This is a genomic window from Streptosporangium sp. NPDC049376, from assembly GCF_044466505.1.
In the GTDB taxonomy this organism is placed as follows: domain Bacteria; phylum Actinomycetota; class Actinomycetes; order Streptosporangiales; family Streptosporangiaceae; genus Streptosporangium.
In genome coordinates, this window is sequence record NZ_JBITMT010000011.1 from 211,066 (window position 1) to 228,343 (window position 17,278).

Below are 17,278 nucleotides of genomic sequence, written 5' to 3' on the forward strand. Positions count from 1 at the left end.
GGCGGGTCGCCGGGGGACGAAGACGACAAGGATCGCGACCGACCACAACAGGACGGCCGCGACCGGATGCTGTAGGGGCCAGGCGTCCTGCGGTACGGAGGCTCCCGGATCGCCGAACAGGTTGCGACAGGCGGCGACGAGCGCGCTGACCGGGTTCCACTCCGCGACGAGCCGCAGCCACCCGGGCATGCCGTCGGTGGGCACGAAACCGTTGGACAGCGAAGATCATCGGGATGAACGCGTCCGCGGTCTCCGGACGGATCGACAGGCCGGACGGTCACATGGATTTGCCTTCGCCATCGGCGATCTGGGCACGCGTCTCGGAGCCGCAGCGTGCCCGTGAGCACCTTCTCGACTACGAGATCATCACCAGGGCCTCGGTCGTCATCGCCGACCTCGACGGCCTCGCCCTCAGTCTGCGGTAGCGCCAATTGTCATATAACGCCCAGATCTGACGATAAGCGACCAATCATGAGGGGTCCACATATTTCGGTTGGGTCGGATTATGCTCTGGGCAGTTCGAAGTGGATCTCCGGAGGTGTCCATGAGGAAGATGACCGTCCGTCGCAAGGGCGCGCTGCGCCTGCTGTCCGGCGCTCGCCGTCTCTGGTTCGAGTGGTGCTGGTAGTTGCCGGTACGGCGGGCGCCCCCGGGTGCCCGCCCCTGCGGCGACCGGCCCGGTTGTGACCGGCCCGACTGTGACCGGCCCCTCTGAGACCCACGAGGACGGCTACGACTGCCACCGCGACGGCGGGCCGTACGCCGGGGTCGCCTCCTTCCTCACCCAGGTCGCCGCGGAACGGCCCCGCCTGGCGGCCCGCCACCGGGTCGAGCTGCACGCGATCGCCCCCTGGCTCGACCGTACGGCGCGTCCCGCCGCCGAGGAGGAGCCGATCCGCTTCCACCCCGCCCGGCGCACCGCCTGCCTGGCCTACGGCGCGGCGGAGTTCGTCACGGCCTGGGCGGACACGCTCAAGAACCCGGTCACCGTACGGTTCGACCACGTCGGCGACGCCGACGAGACCACCCGCGAACTGCTGGACGCGCTGGTCCGCGCGGAGCCGTCCACGCTGCGCCTGGACCTGCGGGACGGCGGCGCCCCCCGGCGGGCGGCGGCTGAGCCGACCCCCGAGGAGACGCGCAGGGCCCTCGGCGACAGCCTGGCCCGCGGTTTCTACCACCACGCGGCCAGGACCGCCCGGCGCGGGCGCGCGACGGTTACCCCGGACGGCGACCTGCGGCACTGGTGGGCGTTCACCACCGGCCTGGCCACCGCCCTGGCCGCACTTGAGCAGGCCGAGGAGGCACTCGACCTCTACCACGAGGCGCGTGCCGTCACCGACGACCCGAAGATCACCACGTCGGCCGCCTACTCCACCGCCATGCTGTACGCCAGGCACCTGCCCACGGCCGAGCAGGACCCGGGGCGGGCCAGACACTGGCTGGAACGGGCACTCGACCTCGCCACCAAGCTGGACGACCCACGTCAGCGGACACTGTCCACCGTCTTCTACGAGCAGGGACTCGCCCTGCTGGACGCCAGGGACGGCGAGCACGCCCGCGCGCTGCGGCTGATCGACAACGGTCTGGCCCGGCTGGCGGCGGTGCTCGGGCCGGGAGAGCGTCCACAGGACCTGGCCAGGCTGCGCCACAACCGGGCCCAGGTGCACCTGGCCATGGGAGACCGGGACCGGGCCCTGGTCGACCTCGACACCGTGATCGCCCACGACCCGGACAACTGCGAGTACTACGTGGACCGGGCCGCCCTGTACCGCGCGGCGGGACGGTCCAGGGCCGCGATCGAGGACTACGGCACCGCGATCCGCCTGGGGCCGCACCTGCCCGAGGCGTACTACAACCGGGCCGTGCTCCAGCAGGAGCGGGGCCGTACGGCACGGGCCCGCGCCGACCTGGAACGCGTGCTCGCCATCGAGCCGGGACACCTGGACGCCAGGATCGCCCTGGTCAACCTGCTGGTGGAGCGCGGCGCGCTCGACGAGGCCGAGGCCGAGGCGCAGGCCGGGCTCGAACCGGCCCCGGAGGACCCCGCGCTGCTGTGCACCCTCGGGCTGATCCGCGCGGAGCGCGGCGACCTCACCGAGGCGGACGACCTCCTCACCCGGGCCCTGGCCGGGGACTCCGAACTCGTCGAGGCGTGGACGAACCGGGCCGCCGTACGGTTCGAACGCGGTGACGTGGCCGCCGCGGTGACCGACCTGGACCGGGCGGTCGCGCTGTCGGCGGCACCGGTGCCCCGCTACAACCGAGGGAAGGCGCTGGTACGGCTCGGCAGACTTGAGGAGGCCGCGCGGGACTTCGCCGACGCCCTCACCCAGCCGGGCCTCGACCGGGCGCTGCGCCGTGACCTGCGCGCGGAACTGGCCCGCTGCCGTCGCGCATGACGGGATGGCCCCGAGGCCTCGTTCAACCGTCGCCGGCGGTGTGCGGCGCGTCTACGCCGACCTGATCGTGGACGGCGACGTCGTCCACGAGGTCTGGTGCACCCGCAACGGCTGCAGCCGCAACTGGTAGGACAGGGCGGTTCGGGTACGGCCGCGCGGCGCGAGGAGAAGGCGCGTCGCGCGGCACCCAGCGGTGGTACGCGGTACCCGGCGGTGGTGTGCGGAACCCAGTGGTGGTGCGCGGTGTTCAGCGGTAGTGGAGCGCCGGGAAGCACTCGGGGAACGGCCGCCGCCAGCGGTGCCCGTCCGGCGGCACGTGCGCCTCAAGATGCTCGCGCACCGGCGGCACCATGGCCTTGAAGAAGCGCCGTGGCGTGGCGCGCGGGTTGGTCTCGGCGAGATGGCACAGGGCGTCGGCCCCGGTCAGCAGCGTGTAACGACCCTGGCCCCGGCCGTAGAAGACGTAGGTCGGGGTGCTCCAGCGCCAGGCCGACCTGCCGGTGTTGCGGTTGCGGACGGCGGTGGCGATCAGCCGTCCCCCGGTCCGCCAGGCGGGCAGCGACGGCCTCCCGGTCCGTTCGCCGATCGGCCAGGCGTCGAGCCAAACACGGTGCCCGTCGAAGATCCAGCGCACGTCCCAGCCGTGTTCCCGCAGGATGCCGGCGTGGTCGTCGAACACGGTCGGGTGGGGAGGCCGGTGCGCGGGGCGGTGGTTGCGCGGGTCCTGCCGCGCCTGCTGGACGAGTTCGGCGTACTGGACGGGATACCGCTCGACGAGGTGGCGGTGGACCGGTGCCTCGGCCCGGCGGCTTCGCCGGTCCTGCTCGACCAGCGCGGCCCGGACATGGGTGAGGAAGGTGAGCTTGGACGCCCACTTCTCGCGGGACGCGTCGTGACGGGCCTGGATGAGGTGCGGGTCCGGGACGGCGAAGAGGTTGCGCACCCGCACGGGCGTCACCTCAAGGCCGATCTCGGTGAACGCCATCGTGCCGATCGCCACCAGGGCCTCGTACCAGCGGGACAGCAGCGCCGGATGGCGGAGCGGGTGGCACACCCCGCTGTCCTTGATGTCGTTGCCGACCAGCTCACGGAAGGCGGTCGTGCCCATCGCCAGCATCCTGGCCACCTCCGGAGGCAGGCCGTCGCCGGCCCCGCCCGGACGGAGCAGCGAGTCGGCCTCCTCCCGATGGGCCGCGACGAGCGCCGCGACCGCCGACGCCGCCGCCCGGTCGGTCGTCAGCCCGGCGTGCGCCTCGACGGTGAGACGCGCCTCGACGCCGCGCTGGCGGATGCGGGCCAGCCGCCGTTCCGCGCGCCGCGTGGCCGGGTCGTCGAAACCGGACCCGATCACGCTGTTCCACCACGACAGTTGGTGGAGCCCCTCCTGCCGGATCAGCACGTCCTCCCAGACGTCGCAGGTCTCGGCGGAGGACAGCCAACGGCTCAACCCGGCGGGAACCCGGTTGAGGGTGGCCTCGGCCACCGCCAGGAGGCTGATGGTGTCGGGGTCGTCGCCGTACCGCTCCCGTAACCCCTCGGGAGTGATGTCGGGGTCGAGCTGCGCGACGTCGGCCAGTCGCATTCGCGTGCCGTTCACCTGATCTCCTCGCCGTAACGGTAGTGGTACGCGCATGTGGATTGGCTTCCTCCCGGCCCTAAAGGACCGGGATTCCCCGTGCCGCTGACGTGGCATGCCGCCGCGCTCGTGGCCGGGGCGGTTGACGCTTCACAGACCGCCTGATGGCGAGGTCTCCACGTCCTGAGACCGCCTGCCCGGCGGCCTTGATGTTCTTGGCGGCGTTCATGTCGGCATGCTCGACATGACCGCAGGAGGTGCAGGCGAACCGCGCTTGGCTCTCACGCGATGCCGCATCCACCACCCCGCAAGCCGAGCACGTTTGAGACGTGTACGCCGCCGGGACCTTGATCACCTTGCTGCCGGTGTGCCGGACCGCGTTGTTAACCGCGAATTCCAGCCCGTACCAGCCCTTATCCAAGATCGCCTTGTTGAGGCCGGACTTCTGAGCGACCCGCGAACCGGGTCGTTCGACGGTGCCCTTCGCGCTGGCCGTCATGTTCCTCGTGTTGAGGTCTTCCAGCACGAGGGTGCCGTACCGGACGGTGAGCGTCGCGGCGAGCTGGGCGTTGAAGTCCGCGTGGCGGGACCGGACCCGCCGCATGACCGCGCCCAGTTCGGCCACCACGCGCTTACGCCGATTACCGCCCTTACGGGTGCGGGCGAGCTGCTGCTGGAGGCGGCGGTACCGTTGCGTCTCGCCGCTGGTGATGAACGGCCGGTCGTGGAACGTCCCGTCGCTCGTGGTCGCGGCGACCACCACTCCCCGATCGATCCCCACAGCCGGGCCGGGATGCGTCTCAGGGGTGGTCTTGCCGTCCTCGACGAGGAACGACACGAACCAGTTCCCGCCGTCGCGGGTGATCGTGGCGGAGCGCAGGACACCGCCGAGTGGACGCGACCAGCGGAATCGGACCCAGCCGAACTTCGGCAGTTTCACCCGGCCCCACCGGCGGCCGATCCGTTCCACGACGATCTGCTTGGCGTCGGGGAACCGGAAGGACGGTGACCACCTGCGGTGCGACCGCCACCGGACCTTCCAGGCCCCGTGGGTTTTGACCGCCTGGTCCAGATCCTTGAGCGTCTGCTGGAGCACGTGGGACGGCGCATCCGACATCCAGCCGAAATCCCGTTTGGCGTCGGCGAGTTGCCTGCACTGCTCGGCGTACCCGATGAACGCGCCGCGCCGCCGATACTCCCGGCGCTGCTGTAGACCGGTGTTCCACACCGACCGGCAGATACCGCCGATCTGTTCGGCGAACGCGGTCTGTGCCGGGGTGAACTCGATCCGATACCTGCGGCCGGACAGCATGAAACACCTTCCTCCGCGGAACATCCAAGCCATCCAATGACACTCTGCGAGATCATGATTGAGCGTATGAACGTTCGGGAACTCCGAGACGACCTCGGCCATCGCGTCGGAGCGGCGCACCTGGCCGGGGAGCACACCATCGTGGAGAAGTACGGCGAAATCCAAGCCGTCCTCGTCCCCTACACGTGATGGGCCGAACGGCAGGACGAGCGGGGCGGTTCCGGGCTTACCCCGCCCTGAAGGACAGGGCTTGCGCCCTTCAACGAGAGCGGTCAGCAGGACGGTACACCGGTGACGGCCGATCACATCGGCGATTAGCGCACACCGCCTCCTTTCGGATCGATCAGGTAATCCATATATCCAGAAATATCGGTGTATCAGCGGGCACTGGGCAGCACCTGGGCCTCGGCCTCCTCAAGCCAGCGGAGATACCAGCGGGCGAACCCGAGGGGCGCGCCGTCGTCGAACAACGGCTGGAACCCCTCGTCGCTCATGATGCTGTTGGCCCACATCCGGCCCCGCGCCGGACCCGTGACCAACAGGCCCTCCAGATGGGAGCAGCCGGTCATACCCGGCACCTTAAAGGACGGACACGTGAGAAATCGGGCCTGCGATCATGGTCGTCCGGCTCGGTACGGCGGAAGGCGGACGCGGTGTCCATGCGGTTGACGCTGGTGAGGATCGACCCCGAGGTGCTGCGGGCCGTACGGGCGAGGCCCGATCTGGCGGGGGAGATCTTCTCGGGGCACTCCCGGGAGGAGGACGTGTTCACGGACGACTACCTGGCCCTCGGCGACATCGCGGAGGGCAGGGCCGAGGCCGAGCACAGGGACGCGCGATGGGGACGGCACTACCCCTGGCTCGCGGCGGCGACCGGCGCGGACGGTGAACACGACCTGCAAGGCCACACGTTCGGGTACGGCCCGCCGTTCGCCCTCGATCCGGAGCGGGTGGCGGAGGTCGCGCGAGGCCTGGCCGGTGAGGGATGGGGTTTCGCCGCCGCCGGGCAGAACGGGTTCGCGGGCCTCGGCCCGTTCTACACGGCGGCGGCACGGGAGGGCGGGGCGGTCGTGGGAGGGGTGAGCTGATCCTCACGGGTGCTGACCCTCACGGGAACCGACCCTCACGGGACTCGGTTCTCATGGGAGCCGGCCTTCGCGGGCGATCCGGGCTCTCCTGGAGCCGGTCGTCGCGGCGGCCGGATTCTCCCGGAGGCGCCCCTCGCGGTCGGGTCGTCCCTTGTGGGAAGGCTGGTCGCCCCTCCCGCCGCCCCGTGTGTCAGGAGCGCGCCTTGGCGGACGCCCTGCGGTTGGCCTTCTTGATCGCGTCGACGAGTTCGGTCTTGGTCATGGACGACCTTCCCGGCACGTCCAGCCGCCTGGCCACGTCGTACAGATGCTGCTTGGAGGAGTTGGCGTCGACGCCTTCGGCGGTCTTCCCGCGCTTGGGAGTGTGCCGGGCCGCCTGCCTGTCGGAGGGGCCTTTCCTGCTCTTGGGCTCCCAGTGGTCGCCGATCTTCTCGAAGGAGTGCTTGAGGGCGGCGTTGGCCGTCCGGTGGGCGCGTTCCCCCTCGCCGTACTCCTTGACCGCGGAGTCGTGGGCCTTGATCCACGTCTCCTGGGCCTTCTTGGGAGAGCGTTTGAGTGTCTCGGGTAGTTCCTGACGGACGGGCATGATCGTCACCTCTTCTCCGGGTCGGATGTTGGCCTCATCCGGGCCATACCCCTCAATCCATCCCGAAACATCATTCAATTGTGAAATCAACAGTTATGTCCTGTTAGCCGATCAGGGGGTGGGGCACGTGGGGGAAATGCCTGATGAACCACGCCAGACACCACCAGAACAGCAGCAGCCGTACCCGGGCAGCAGCGGCGACATGACCCCCGCTCCCCGGGACGAGATGCGCGACTACGAGGGCCGTGGCCTGCTCAGGGACCGGCGGACACTGATCACCGGGGGTGACTCGGGAATCGGCAGGGCCGTCGCCGTGGCGTTCGCGAAGGAGGGAGCGGACGTCGCGATCGCCTACCTGTCCGAGCACGAGGACGCCGAGCACACCCGCAAGCTGGTCGAGGAGGCCGGACGGCGGTGCGTACTGCTGCCGGGAGACCTCTCCCAGGCCGCCCACTGCGCCGACGTGGTGGACCGTACGGTGGGCGAACTCGGCGGGCTCGACGTGCTCGTCAACAACGTCGCCTACCAGCAACCGGTCGACTCGCTCGACGAGCTGGACGACGAACAGTGGGAGTACACCTTCGCCGTCAACATCCACAGCTACTTCCGGGTCACCAGGGCGGCGCTGCGGCACATGGGCGAGGGGTCGGCCATCGTCAACACCTCCTCGATCAACGGCCTGCGCGGCAACAAGACCCTGATCGACTACGCCGCGACCAAGGGCGCGATCAACGCCTTCACCTACTCGATGGCGCAGAACCTGCTCGAACGCCGCATCCGGGTCAACGCGGTGGCCCCGGGGCCGGTGTGGACACCGCTCATCCCGGCCACCATGCCACCGGAGAAGGTGGGCAAGTTCGGCGAGCAGGCGCCCATGGAACGGGCCGCCGACCCCGACGAGATCGCCCCGTCCTACGTCTTCTTCGCCTCCGACCGCCTGTCGTCCTACTACACGGGCGAAATCCTGGCCCCGATCGGCGGCGAGACCCTCCCCGGCTGATCCTTCGAGGTCATCGGGTCGGAACGTAGGAGGAGACGACCAGCCAGAGGGCGCAGAGGACGACCACGGCCGTCGCGGCGACGGTCCGCATCCTGGCGAGGGACCCGGGCCCGACCTCCAACCGGGCGGGCCGGGCGGTCCAGACGACGAGGAGGGCGGCGAACAGCAGGTGCGACCGTACGAGGAGGAGCTCGTCGAGCAGGAAGACGCCGAGGACCGGGAAGAGGAGAAGGACCGCCGCGACCGTGGCGCCGATCCATCGTGACAGGCCGGTGGCGTGCGCGACCGCGGCCAGGGCGACGAGGGTGACCGGCAGGCCGATCCTGTCGGCCTGGGTGAACCACTGGAGAGCGGCGCAGAGCCACTGGGGAACGTCTCTCGAAGACCCCGGCGCCAGGTCGAAGAAGACGGTGAACGAGCGTTCGTCGAACGCGGAGACGGGCCGGTCGCGCAACGCGCCCCACGCGGCGGGGAGGACGGCCGCCCACGGGGCGAAGCCGTACCGCCTGGTGGGCAGGGGATGCCGGGCCGCCAGGAGCAGGGCCCCGACGGCCAGCGGGTAACAGACGAGCAGAGGCCAAGGGGAGGCCGTACGGATCTGGCCGGTGCACGGGTCGGGGCCGGAGACGAGAAGGCCGAGAACGAGGACGGCGCCGGTCACGAGGGCGGCGGAGAGCACGGCCCTGCGCGAGCCGTACGAGACGAGGCCGGCGACGACGACCGGCAGTAGCAGGACCCCGAGGAACAGTGCCTCCGCGGGGACGCTCCCCAGCGCGTACGGACCCTCCGGCAGGTAGGGGCTCTCCGAGGAACAGAACCAGGGGAGGTCGCCTCCGCCGATGCCGAAGGCCGTCAGGACCACCGGCCCCGAGGCGGCCAGGACGGCGTAGAGGCGCGATGCCACCGCGAGTTCCGGCATCGGTACGTCCTCTCGGCGTCGACGGGATTAGTGATCTTCAGCGTAGTGGCCGTCCCGGGAGTCCGTCGCCTACGGTGCTGGGGTGCGGAGTTGGGGGCGGGGGGTTGGGGCGGACGTCGTCGCGGCGGTCGCCGTTGTCGGGATGTTCTGGGCGTTGCCGACGGCTCAGGCAGTCGCCTGGCCGTACGTCGCCGTGGGAGCGGTGCTGGCGGTGGTGACCGCGGGGGCGATGGTCCTGCGTGGGCGGCTGCCGTTCGCCGCTACGGTCACCGCGGGGGCCGCGACCGTCGTTGGCGGTGCCCTGGGGGTCTGCCAGGACCCGATGCTGGCCGCGGCCTGGTGCCTGTATCCGCTCGCGGTCGAGCGGGCGCGCCGTACGCGGGTGGCGGTCGTGATGCTGGCGGCCATGTTCGCGGCGCTGGCGCTGGTCGTCGCCGTTCCCGAGGGGGCCGCTCGCGGCCTCGGGGAACGGGTGGTCATCGCGGTGGCCGCGCTCAGCGCGTCGTGGCTGTTCGGCACGACCACCGGCAGGCAGATCGAGTCCGCGCGGGAGACGGAACGGATGCGCGTGCAGCTTGAGGTGGCGCGTGACGTCCACGACGTGGTCGGGCACGCGCTGGGGGTGACGCTGGCGCAGTCCGGGGTCGTCCTGAGCCTCCCCGACGTCGGGGAGGCCGAGCTGCGCGAGACCCTGGCGGAGGTGGAGACCCACACACGCCGGGCGCTTGAGGACGTGCAGGCCCTGGTGCGGACGCTCCGCGACCCGGACGGCGGCCCGGGGCCGGGCCTCGACGGCATCGCGGCGGTCATCACCGCGACCCGCGCCGCCGGAATCGACGTCGAGACACGGATCAGCCGGGAACTCGGCCTGGTGACCGGCACGGGGCCCAACCGGAGGCCCACCCGGGAGGGCGGTACGGAGACGGGCGGGAAACTTGACGCGGGGCCCAACCGGAAGGGCGGTACGGAGGGCGACGCGGGGCTCGGTCCGGGAATCGGTCCGGAGACGGCCGGGAAGGTCGGGGACGTGGTGGGGGCGGTGGCGTTCAGGGTTGTTCAGGAGGCGCTGGGCAACGTGGTACGGCATGCTCCAGGAGCGAAATGCGTCGTTGACCTGCACCGGGAGCGCGACGCCCTGGTGGTCAGGGTCGCCGACGGCGGGGCGCTCGCAGGCCGGGACGCGGCCCGGTCCGCCGGTGCGGGGGTCGGGCTGCGGGGTATGCGTGAACGGGTCCGCCTGGCCGGTGGGACGGTGACCTGGGGCACCCGGCCGGAGGGCGGATTCGCGGTCGAGGCCAGACTGCCCCTCAACGACCAGGGCCAGGCCACGACTCAGAGAAGAAACCAGGCCGGCGTTCAGGGACAAAGCCAGAACGGTGTTCAGGAGCGAGGCGAGGACGACGTTCAGGGCCAAGGCCGGACTGGTGCTCCGGGGCAAAGCCAGGTCACGGCTCAGGAACAAGACCGGGTCTCGGCCCAGGGGAGAAGTCAGGCCGGTGTTCAGAGGCAGGGCCAGGCCGGTGTTCAGGGGCGGGGTTTCGAGGGAGGTGATGATGTCCGCTGAGGTGGTGTCGGTCTTCCTGGCCGACGACGACGCGGGCATGCGTGGGGCCTACCGGAAGCTGTTCGAGCGTACGGCGGGCTTCCGGTTCGCCGGGGAGGCGGCCGACGGGCTTGAGGCGGCCAGACTGGTCACCGCGCTGCGACCGGATGTGGCGTTGCTCGACGTGCAGATGCCGGGAACCGACGGGATCGAGGCCGCGCGGCGCATCGTGGCCGACACGACCACCAGGGTCGTCATGCTGACCACCTTCGACCTGGACGAGTACGTGCACCGGGCCCTCACGGTCGGGGCCTCGGGCTTCCTGCTGAAGAACGCCTCCCCGGCGGAGATCCTGCGGGCCGTCCGTACGGTCCACGAGGGCAACGCCATGCTCGCCCCCGAGGTGACAGCGCGGTTGCTCGACCGGTTCGCGCCCGAGCGGCCCGTCGAACGGCACCCCTTCGCCGAGCACGTCCTGTCCGAACGGGAACTGCAGGTCATCCGGCTGGTCGCCAGGGGCCGTTCCAACCAGCAGATCGCCGACGAGCTGTTCCTGAGCCTGGAGACGGTCCGCACCTACCTTCGCCGGATGTTCGCCAAGCTGGGGGTCAACGACCGTACGCACCTGGCGGTGCTCGCCCACGAGGCGGGACTGCTGCGCGAACCCCGGTAACCGTCCGCTCTCGAACACCACGGGTCGGGGTGGTCGGTGGATGTCCACTTTCGGGTGACGCGGGGTCGGGGTGACGGGGAGCACGCTGGACGTCCGGATCCCAGGCGACGCGAGGCGGGCGATGATCGAGGTTTCACGGCTCAGCAAGCGCTACGGCGCGAAGACGGCGGTCGACGACGTCAGCTTCACCGTACGGCCGGGCACGGTGACCGGCTTCCTCGGCCCGAACGGCGCGGGCAAGTCCACCACGTTGCGGGTGCTGCTCGGTCTCGACCACCCGACGAGCGGCACCGCGCTGATCGACGGCAGGCCGTACCGCGACCTGAGCCATCCGTTGCGCAAGGTCGGGGCGCTGCTCGACGGGGCGGGGCCGGTGCCCGAGCGTCGCGCGATCGACCATCTCACGTGGATCGCGCAGAGCAACCGCATCCCCCGGAGCCGGGTACGGGAGGTGCTCGACCTGGTCGGCCTCGGCGACGCGGCCAAGCAGCGGGTCAAGAAGTACTCCCTCGGCATGGGGCAGCGCCTCGGCATCGCCGCGGCGTTGCTCGGTGACCCGGAGATCCTGGTGCTCGACGAACCGGTCAACGGGCTCGATCCGGACGGCATCCGCTGGGTGCGCACCTTCCTGCGGGAGTTCGCGGCCTCCGGCCGTACCGTGCTGTTGTCCAGCCACCTGATGGCGGAGATGGCCGAGACGGCGGACGAGGCGGTCGTCATCGCCCAGGGAAGGATCGTCGCGTGCGGCTCGATCGAGGAGATCACCAAGGGGCACGCGTCGCTGGAGACGGCCTTCTTCGCGCTCACCGGCGGCCAGGTGGGGTGGTGAGCGCCGTGTTCGCAGCGACCAGGGCCGAACTGACGAAGATCGTCACCCTGCGCACGGTGTGGATCGTCACCGGTGTGATCCTCGCCCTGCACCTGCTGGTCTCCTACGCGAACGTGGGGATCAACATCGAGGCGGTGCGCGCCATCACCCCGGACGGCATGATCGAGCTGTTCGCCGACGACCCGCAGCCCGCCAACCGGGCGATCGTCGACTTCCTGGTGGCGTCGTCGTTCCAGATGGGGCTGTTCCTGCCCGGCCTCGGGGCGGTCATCGCCGGACAGGAGTTCCGTACCCCGCAGCTCGGGCAGACGCTGCTCGCGGTGCCGCGCCGGGGGCGGCTGATTGTCGCCAAGACCGTCGCGGCCACCGTCTACCTGCTGTTCGTGGCCGTGGTCGTCGCCGGGGTCAGCACGGCGTTCATGTACGCCGCGGTCAGGGACTGGAATCCGGGCCTGCTGGTGAGCCCGGGAGCCTGGATCGGGCAGGGGAAGTTCGTCGCCTTCGCGGTGCTGACCGGCCTGATCAGCTTCGCGATCACGGTGATCGCCCGCAGCACCCTCACGGGTGTCGCGGTCACCGTCGGGCTGATCGCGGTCACCATGACGCAGCTCCTGGCCGTGTTCTCCCCGGCCCTCGACGCGCTGTTCCCGCTCAGCGCGGGCCGCAACCTGCTGCTCAACCCGGTGGAGAACACGCTCTCCGCGGGGCCGGGACACGCCATGGTGGTGCTGGTCGCCTGGCCTTTGGTGACCACGGTCGTGGCCGCCTTCCTGCTCGCCAGGAGGGACGCGCGATGACGAACCTGCCACGCGACGGGGAGCACACGCGACTCCCACGAGGCGAGGGGAACGGGCGGCCCCCACGAGGCGACGTCCCCGCGCGACTCCCGCGCACCGGAGAGGAAACGCGGCTCCCCCGTGACGAGGAGAACGCGCGATGACCGGCCTCTCCGAACGGCGGGAGGCGATCGGGCTGGCCGACCTGGTGCGCGCCGAGTTCACCAAGATCCGCACCCTGCCCGCGACCTGGATCGCGCTGGCCGTCACCCTGGTGGCCAACACGCTGCTGGGCCTGCTCGCGGCCTCCGACACCGTGCGCGTCGCCTCCCAGGGCGGACCGGTCGCCATCGCCCAGCTCGGCACCGTGATGCTGGCGCCGGTCTACGCCTTCGTCGCCGTCCCGGTCTTCGCCGCGGGCAGGGAGTACGGCGGGCAGTTGCGGGTCAGCCTCATCGCGACGCCCGACCGCAACCGGTTCTTCCTGGCCAAGCTCCTGGCCGGCGCGGGGACGGCCGTCGTGGCGGCGACGGCCGTGCTGCTCCCCGGTCTTCTCGTACGGCAGGCGGTGGACGGCCTGCCCGCCGAGGTGGCGGCCTATCTGCTGCTCGGCCTTCTCGGGTGTGGTTTCGCGGTTCTGGCCAGGACGGTCGTCACCCCGCTGGCCGTACTGTTCATCCTGCCGATCCTGGTCTCCCCGATGCTCGCGGGCCTGCTGCCCGGCCTCGTACGGCTGTTGCCGCACGAGGCGACGCTGAGCTTCCTCGGCACCCCCACGAGCCCGGTGCTGGCGCTCAGCCGCCCCGCCGGTTTCGGGGTGCTCCTGGCCTGGGCCGTGGTGTTCGTCGGCGCCGCCTGGGTGGTCACCGTACGGCGGGACAGCTGAGGGGTGTCACGACTGGTGCAGCAGGTTCGCCCGGATGACCACGGCGACGAGCGCGTCCCGGCCCGCTCCCTTGGGGAGCCGCAGCTTCTCGCTGACGTACTTGATGTGGGCGTCGACGGCACGCGGGCTGATGGACCGGTAGCGGGTGCGCAGCTTGTCGGCGATCTCCACGGAGGTGGGCAGGCTCGCGTCCATGGTGCCGTTCAGCCTGTCGCGACAGAGTTCGGACAGGACGGAGAAATAGGTTGAACGGCGGTCGAGCAGCGGACGCGGTGGCGGCGACTGGCACATCACCAGACGGTCCTGGGAGGTGTACTGCGGCTCGTAGCCGAAGACGGCCACCTTGGGGGCGTTGGGTGAGGGGGCCAGCTCGATCTGCGCCAGTTCGAACGGGACGGGCACGTCGCGGCGTCCGGGTTCGACCACAAGGTACTGGTACCAGTCGTCCATGTTCGTCACGGTCATCGGTGCCTCGCCGGACAGGTTGCTCAGCGACCAGAATCCGGTGTGGGCGGTGACGCGGCCGATCGCCGGTGGCAGTTCGTCGGTGTCGATGCGCAGGTCGACCCTGCAGTGCCCGCAGCGACAGGCTCCGATCGTGGCGGACTGCCCGGCGGTCAGGCTGATCTGGGTGGCCGTCTCACCGATCTCGGCGGGGCCCTGGATCGTGATCTTCTTGTTCATCGCTTCCCCGTTGTTCTTCATGGCTCCCCGTGCTGATCAAGAAACTCTGGGGTGTGGCCGTACGCCGCTCCTCGGATCGTCTCGTCGGTGTCCTCGGGCAGGCCTACGGAGGAGCCGACGCGGTGGCGACGCCGACCGGCCGGCTGCTGTGCGAAGCGAGAATCGTCACCTCCCGATGATGTCGTCCGGCCTGGACAGATCGCAGCGTCCTTTTTGTAGTTTTATGCCAGCCTGAAAACGGGCGAACGGCCGGAGAATTCACCATCAGGCAGCCGAAAATCACCCTTAATGTAAGACATGTGCGCTCATGGCTACAAGGGTGGCCGCAGGGGTGAAGCGGCTGATCGGGACGCACTGTTAATGGGTGTTCTCGGACGCGCCGGAAGCTGGGAGAACTCCATATCCGTTCGCATTGACTACGGAGAGTCATTGCGGTCACGTGTGACAGTGAACCAGATCACTAATCGGTCGGCACGCGCGCGTGTATCAATGATTTTCCCCAACGGCAACCGGACGACTTCTCGGATCGCCGAGATTACCCCGGGCGGACGGGCGGCTTAGCTTTCTGTGTGGGCACCGGCCGGTGCCGACGCACCAACGACCCACATGAGAGAGGAGTACACCGTGAGTGACTACACCGCGCCCACGCTGACCCGGATCGGATCGTTCGAGGACGTCACCAAGAGCCTCGGCAGCGCCCGTGAGCACGACATCCTCGGCTTCCGCGCGCTGATCGTGATCCACCCGCCGGCGTAACCCGCGAGGGACGGCTGAGCGCGGGCACGGAGCAGCAGACACCTGCTCCGTGCCCGTCCAACCCTACCCAATTCCCATCGACGCGGAACACGATGAAAAGGCCGGGAATTTCGCCATGCCCGTGGTAGTCCTGCCAGACATCCCTTTGCGTCCCGCACTCGTGAACGAGATCGTCGAGCACGCGGGAGAGATCCTGTTCCGACATCCATCGGGATTCCCGTGGATCATCGGCGGCGACGGCCGTGGGATCGTGCGGGCGGGAAACAGGGATATCGACGTCATTCTCCTGGGAAACAGCGGAGCGGCATTCACAGAAAGCGATCTTGCCCGGCTCGTCGGCGACAGGAAAACGGTCAGGGAACTCGATTCGGTCGCCGAGCGGCTCGTCGAGGGCGACCTCCTGCTCTTCGCCAGAGAGAACACGCGCATGCGCTCGCAGGGCCCGCTCCTGCTCACCCGCGCCCTGTGCTGGGCCATGGTCGACGGGGTGCCCCTGATCTCCGACGACCAGCACACGCTCAGGACCCTGGCCCGGCTGCGCCCCGACCCGGCCGTCCTGGCGAGCAGGCTCACCGACGCGGAGATCACACACGCCTACGGACTCAGGAGCGTCTGGGAGGGCGTGCACGTCACCGGCCCCGGCGAGTGGCTCGACTCCTGGAACGACCGCGCCCCCGCCCGCACGGTGTGGTGGCGACCGCCCCACCCCGGCCGCTCCGTCGACGACCTCGCGGAGGAGCTGCGCGGGGCCGTCACCGAGGCGCTACGCCTCAGAACGGCGGGACACCAGGAGATCAGCGCCGACCTGTCCGGCGGCCTCGACTCCACGACGCTCTGCTTCTTCCTCGCCGACCTCGGCCTCAAGCCGCACACGCTCTTCCTCGCCTCGGCCAACGTCGCCAACAACGACCACCGATGGGCGGGCCGCGCCGCCGCGGAGCTGGGCGTCGACCACCACAGCGTGCCGTACGGCTCGGTCATCCCGCACCTGCTGGACGAGCGGACGGGCACGGTGGCCACGGCGCCGGAGGGGCCGGGCATCGCCAACGCCGCGCTGGCCTCGGTCTCCATGATCGAGGAGGTCATGAAGGAGACCGGGACCACGCTGCACCTCAACGGTCACGCGGGCGACGCCCTGTTCGGCTCGGTCTCCACGATGCTCTGGTCGCTGTTCCACTCGCGGGAGAAGGGGCGCTACCGCCGTACGTGGCGGTTCCGGGTGCTCAACCGGCACCCGCTCGGCCAGACCGTCCGGATGCTCGCCGAGCGGGGCTCCTACCTGGACGACCTGCGCAGGATCGCCCGGCACGACTTCGACGTCCGTGACGAGGGGGTGGCCGCCTACTCCCGCTGGGTGCCGCTGCCGAAGGTGCACCCGGCGCTGACCGAGACCGCCCGTGAACACCTGCGACGACTGGCCGCCGACGCGGTGCTCGGGGAACGGGGAGCCTTCTCCGAGGACCGTACGGTCAACCAGATCCTCGACTACCTCGTGGTGCACGGCAACGTCGTACGGCGGATGAACCAGGCCGCGACCCCGGGCGGGATCACCTTCGACAGCCCGTATCTCGACCGGCGCGTCGTCGAGGCCGCCCTGGCGCTCGGCGTCGGCGCGCGCAGCCACCAGTACCCGGCCAAACCGCTGCTCGCGGCGGCCAGGCCCCCGGCGATGGCGCTCGACTACTTCACCAGGCCGGACAAGGGCGACTACACCGCCGAGGTGTTCGCCCAGCACCAGGCGGTCAAACCGGTGCTGCGAAGGCTCTTCGCCGACGGCTCCGCCCTTGAGGACCTGGGCCTGGTCTCCGCCGAACGCGTCCTGCGCCTGGCCGAGCGGTACACCACGAGCGGGACCGCCTACACCGACCTGGACAACATCGTGATCGCTGAGCGCTGGCTGCGCTCCGTGGGACAGGGGGAGTGACGACCGTGGTTCACCTCAGGCAGGGCCTGTCGATCGTCGAGGTCGAGGACGGCAAGGTCATCCTCGACACCAGACGCGGCGTCTACTGGCACCTCAACCAGACGGCGATCACGATGGTCGAGGAACTCGGCCGGGGCCGCGCCCTCGACGACCTGGTCGGCCAGATCGCCAGGGAGACCGGGGCCGACGCCGAGCGGGTCCGCTCCGACCACCTGGCCCTGGTCGACGAACTGCGCCGCGCCAAGCTCATCGAGGGGAAGCTGTCGTGAACGGCCTGCCGAAGGAGCCCTTCCCGAGCCCGCCGACGGGATCGCCCGCCATGGA

Annotated in this window: 19 protein-coding genes; 13 read left to right on the forward strand and 6 right to left on the reverse strand. The window is 70.2% G+C overall.

From position 1 onward, the window contains the following. The first annotated feature begins 233 nt into the window (after window positions 1-233). Together ACIBVQ_RS26350 and ACIBVQ_RS26355 are read left to right on the forward strand one after the other, a co-directional pair. Window positions 234-425, forward strand: a complete 192-nt coding sequence (locus tag ACIBVQ_RS26350; RefSeq protein ID WP_399180647.1) for a hypothetical protein — start codon at window positions 234-236, stop codon at window positions 423-425. Window positions 426-698: 273 nt separating this feature from the next. Then, window positions 699-2,402 carry a tetratricopeptide repeat protein gene (locus ACIBVQ_RS26355; RefSeq protein WP_399180649.1) on the forward strand — a complete coding sequence of 568 codons (1,704 nt, stop codon included), beginning with the start codon at window positions 699-701 and terminating at the stop codon, window positions 2,400-2,402. A gap of 247 nt (window positions 2,403-2,649) precedes the next feature. Here the strand turns inward: ACIBVQ_RS26355 and ACIBVQ_RS26360 are convergent, their stop codons facing one another. The 3 genes from ACIBVQ_RS26360 to ACIBVQ_RS26370 all read right to left on the reverse strand — a co-directional run bounded on the left by ACIBVQ_RS26360 (window position 2,650) and on the right by ACIBVQ_RS26370 (window position 5,859). Continuing rightward, window positions 2,650-3,999 carry a hypothetical protein gene (locus ACIBVQ_RS26360; protein WP_399180651.1) on the reverse strand — a complete coding sequence of 450 codons (1,350 nt, stop codon included), beginning with the start codon at window positions 3,997-3,999 and terminating at the stop codon, window positions 2,650-2,652. 58 nt (window positions 4,000-4,057) lie between these two features. Then, window positions 4,058-5,455, reverse strand: a complete 1,398-nt coding sequence (locus tag ACIBVQ_RS26365) for an RNA-guided endonuclease InsQ/TnpB family protein (protein WP_399180653.1) — start codon at window positions 5,453-5,455, stop codon at window positions 4,058-4,060. 212 nt (window positions 5,456-5,667) lie between these two features. Beyond that, window positions 5,668-5,859 (reverse strand): hypothetical protein, encoded by a 192-nt coding sequence (locus tag ACIBVQ_RS26370; protein WP_399180655.1) that lies wholly within the window; start codon window positions 5,857-5,859, stop codon window positions 5,668-5,670. Window positions 5,860-5,943: 84 nt separating this feature from the next. Here ACIBVQ_RS26370 and ACIBVQ_RS26375 point away from each other — a divergent pair, with 84 nt between their 5' ends. Further along, window positions 5,944-6,378 carry a hypothetical protein gene (locus ACIBVQ_RS26375; protein ID WP_399180657.1) on the forward strand — a complete coding sequence of 145 codons (435 nt, stop codon included), beginning with the start codon at window positions 5,944-5,946 and terminating at the stop codon, window positions 6,376-6,378. A gap of 190 nt (window positions 6,379-6,568) precedes the next feature. Here ACIBVQ_RS26375 and ACIBVQ_RS26380 read toward each other — a convergent pair whose 3' ends face one another. Beyond that, on the reverse strand, window positions 6,569-6,964 hold the full coding sequence (locus ACIBVQ_RS26380; RefSeq protein ID WP_352012927.1) for a ChaB family protein: 396 nt from the start codon (window positions 6,962-6,964) through the stop codon (window positions 6,569-6,571). Between the two features lie 136 nt (window positions 6,965-7,100). On the opposite strand from ACIBVQ_RS26380, the gene ACIBVQ_RS26385 reads away from it, so the two are divergent. Beyond that, entirely contained in the window at window positions 7,101-7,964 is an 864-nt protein-coding gene (locus ACIBVQ_RS26385; RefSeq protein WP_399180659.1) for an SDR family oxidoreductase, read from the forward strand. Between the two features lie 10 nt (window positions 7,965-7,974). On the opposite strand, the gene ACIBVQ_RS26390 is transcribed toward ACIBVQ_RS26385, so the two are convergent. Next, a complete protein-coding gene (locus ACIBVQ_RS26390) occupies window positions 7,975-8,883 on the reverse strand; it encodes a hypothetical protein (RefSeq protein WP_399180661.1) in 909 nt (302 codons plus the stop codon). Between the two features lie 82 nt (window positions 8,884-8,965). Here ACIBVQ_RS26390 and ACIBVQ_RS26395 point away from each other — a divergent pair, with 82 nt between their 5' ends. The 5 genes from ACIBVQ_RS26395 to ACIBVQ_RS26415 all read left to right on the forward strand — a co-directional run bounded on the left by ACIBVQ_RS26395 (window position 8,966) and on the right by ACIBVQ_RS26415 (window position 13,590). Further along, the gene (locus tag ACIBVQ_RS26395) at window positions 8,966-10,447 is read left to right on the forward strand and encodes a sensor histidine kinase (RefSeq protein ID WP_399180663.1); all 1,482 of its coding nucleotides are present in this window, start codon (window positions 8,966-8,968) and stop codon (window positions 10,445-10,447) included. Continuing rightward, window positions 10,437-11,099 carry a response regulator transcription factor gene (locus ACIBVQ_RS26400; RefSeq protein ID WP_352012931.1) on the forward strand — a complete coding sequence of 221 codons (663 nt, stop codon included), beginning with the start codon at window positions 10,437-10,439 and terminating at the stop codon, window positions 11,097-11,099. Before ACIBVQ_RS26395 ends, ACIBVQ_RS26400 begins: the two co-directional genes overlap by 11 nt. A gap of 121 nt (window positions 11,100-11,220) precedes the next feature. Further along, a complete protein-coding gene (locus ACIBVQ_RS26405; RefSeq protein WP_399180665.1) occupies window positions 11,221-11,928 on the forward strand; it encodes an ABC transporter ATP-binding protein in 708 nt (235 codons plus the stop codon). Further along, window positions 11,925-12,725 (forward strand): ABC transporter permease, encoded by an 801-nt coding sequence (locus tag ACIBVQ_RS26410; RefSeq protein WP_352012933.1) that lies wholly within the window; start codon window positions 11,925-11,927, stop codon window positions 12,723-12,725. The genes ACIBVQ_RS26405 and ACIBVQ_RS26410 overlap by 4 nt, the downstream gene beginning before the upstream one ends. A 139-nt stretch (window positions 12,726-12,864) precedes the next feature. Beyond that, a complete protein-coding gene (locus tag ACIBVQ_RS26415) occupies window positions 12,865-13,590 on the forward strand; it encodes an ABC transporter permease (protein ID WP_399180668.1) in 726 nt (241 codons plus the stop codon). Window positions 13,591-13,596: 6 nt separating this feature from the next. Here the strand turns inward: ACIBVQ_RS26415 and ACIBVQ_RS26420 are convergent, their stop codons facing one another. Next, a complete protein-coding gene (locus ACIBVQ_RS26420; RefSeq protein ID WP_352012935.1) occupies window positions 13,597-14,274 on the reverse strand; it encodes a hypothetical protein in 678 nt (225 codons plus the stop codon). 29 nt (window positions 14,275-14,303) lie between these two features. Between ACIBVQ_RS26420 and ACIBVQ_RS26425 the strand changes: the two genes are divergently transcribed. The 4 genes from ACIBVQ_RS26425 (at window position 14,304) to ACIBVQ_RS26440 (ending at window position 17,223) form a co-directional block, all read left to right on the forward strand. Next, the gene (locus ACIBVQ_RS26425; protein WP_386191038.1) at window positions 14,304-14,453 is read left to right on the forward strand and encodes a hypothetical protein; all 150 of its coding nucleotides are present in this window, start codon (window positions 14,304-14,306) and stop codon (window positions 14,451-14,453) included. Between the two features lie 445 nt (window positions 14,454-14,898). After that, the gene (locus ACIBVQ_RS26430) at window positions 14,899-15,030 is read left to right on the forward strand and encodes a lasso RiPP family leader peptide-containing protein (RefSeq protein ID WP_352012936.1); all 132 of its coding nucleotides are present in this window, start codon (window positions 14,899-14,901) and stop codon (window positions 15,028-15,030) included. A gap of 160 nt (window positions 15,031-15,190) precedes the next feature. Further along, window positions 15,191-16,954: an asparagine synthase-related protein gene (locus ACIBVQ_RS26435; protein WP_399180671.1), complete on the forward strand. Its 1,764-nt coding sequence runs from the start codon at window positions 15,191-15,193 to the stop codon at window positions 16,952-16,954. Continuing rightward, window positions 16,951-17,223, forward strand: coding sequence for a PqqD family peptide modification chaperone (locus ACIBVQ_RS26440; protein WP_390049243.1), 273 nt, complete (start codon window positions 16,951-16,953; stop codon window positions 17,221-17,223). Before ACIBVQ_RS26435 ends, ACIBVQ_RS26440 begins: the two co-directional genes overlap by 4 nt. Window positions 17,224-17,278 lie beyond the last annotated feature (55 nt).

What these genes read in the sequence shown, in the direction of transcription:
- ACIBVQ_RS26385 (WP_399180659.1), top strand. Translation starts at nt 7,101, where the DNA reads ATGCCTGATGAACCACGCCAGACACCACCAGAACAGCAGCAGCCGTAC.
- ACIBVQ_RS26390 (WP_399180661.1), bottom strand. Translation starts at nt 8,883, where the DNA reads ATGCCGGAACTCGCGGTGGCATCGCGCCTCTACGCCGTCCTGGCCGCC.
- ACIBVQ_RS26420 (WP_352012935.1), bottom strand. Translation starts at nt 14,274, where the DNA reads ATGAACAAGAAGATCACGATCCAGGGCCCCGCCGAGATCGGTGAGACG.
- ACIBVQ_RS26400 (WP_352012931.1), top strand. Translation starts at nt 10,437, where the DNA reads ATGTCCGCTGAGGTGGTGTCGGTCTTCCTGGCCGACGACGACGCGGGC.
- ACIBVQ_RS26380 (WP_352012927.1), bottom strand. Translation starts at nt 6,964, where the DNA reads ATGCCCGTCCGTCAGGAACTACCCGAGACACTCAAACGCTCTCCCAAG.
- ACIBVQ_RS26415 (WP_399180668.1), top strand. Translation starts at nt 12,865, where the DNA reads ATGACCGGCCTCTCCGAACGGCGGGAGGCGATCGGGCTGGCCGACCTG.
- ACIBVQ_RS26350 (WP_399180647.1), top strand. Translation starts at nt 234, where the DNA reads ATGAACGCGTCCGCGGTCTCCGGACGGATCGACAGGCCGGACGGTCAC.
- ACIBVQ_RS26405 (WP_399180665.1), top strand. Translation starts at nt 11,221, where the DNA reads ATGATCGAGGTTTCACGGCTCAGCAAGCGCTACGGCGCGAAGACGGCG.
- ACIBVQ_RS26370 (WP_399180655.1), bottom strand. Translation starts at nt 5,859, where the DNA reads ATGACCGGCTGCTCCCATCTGGAGGGCCTGTTGGTCACGGGTCCGGCG.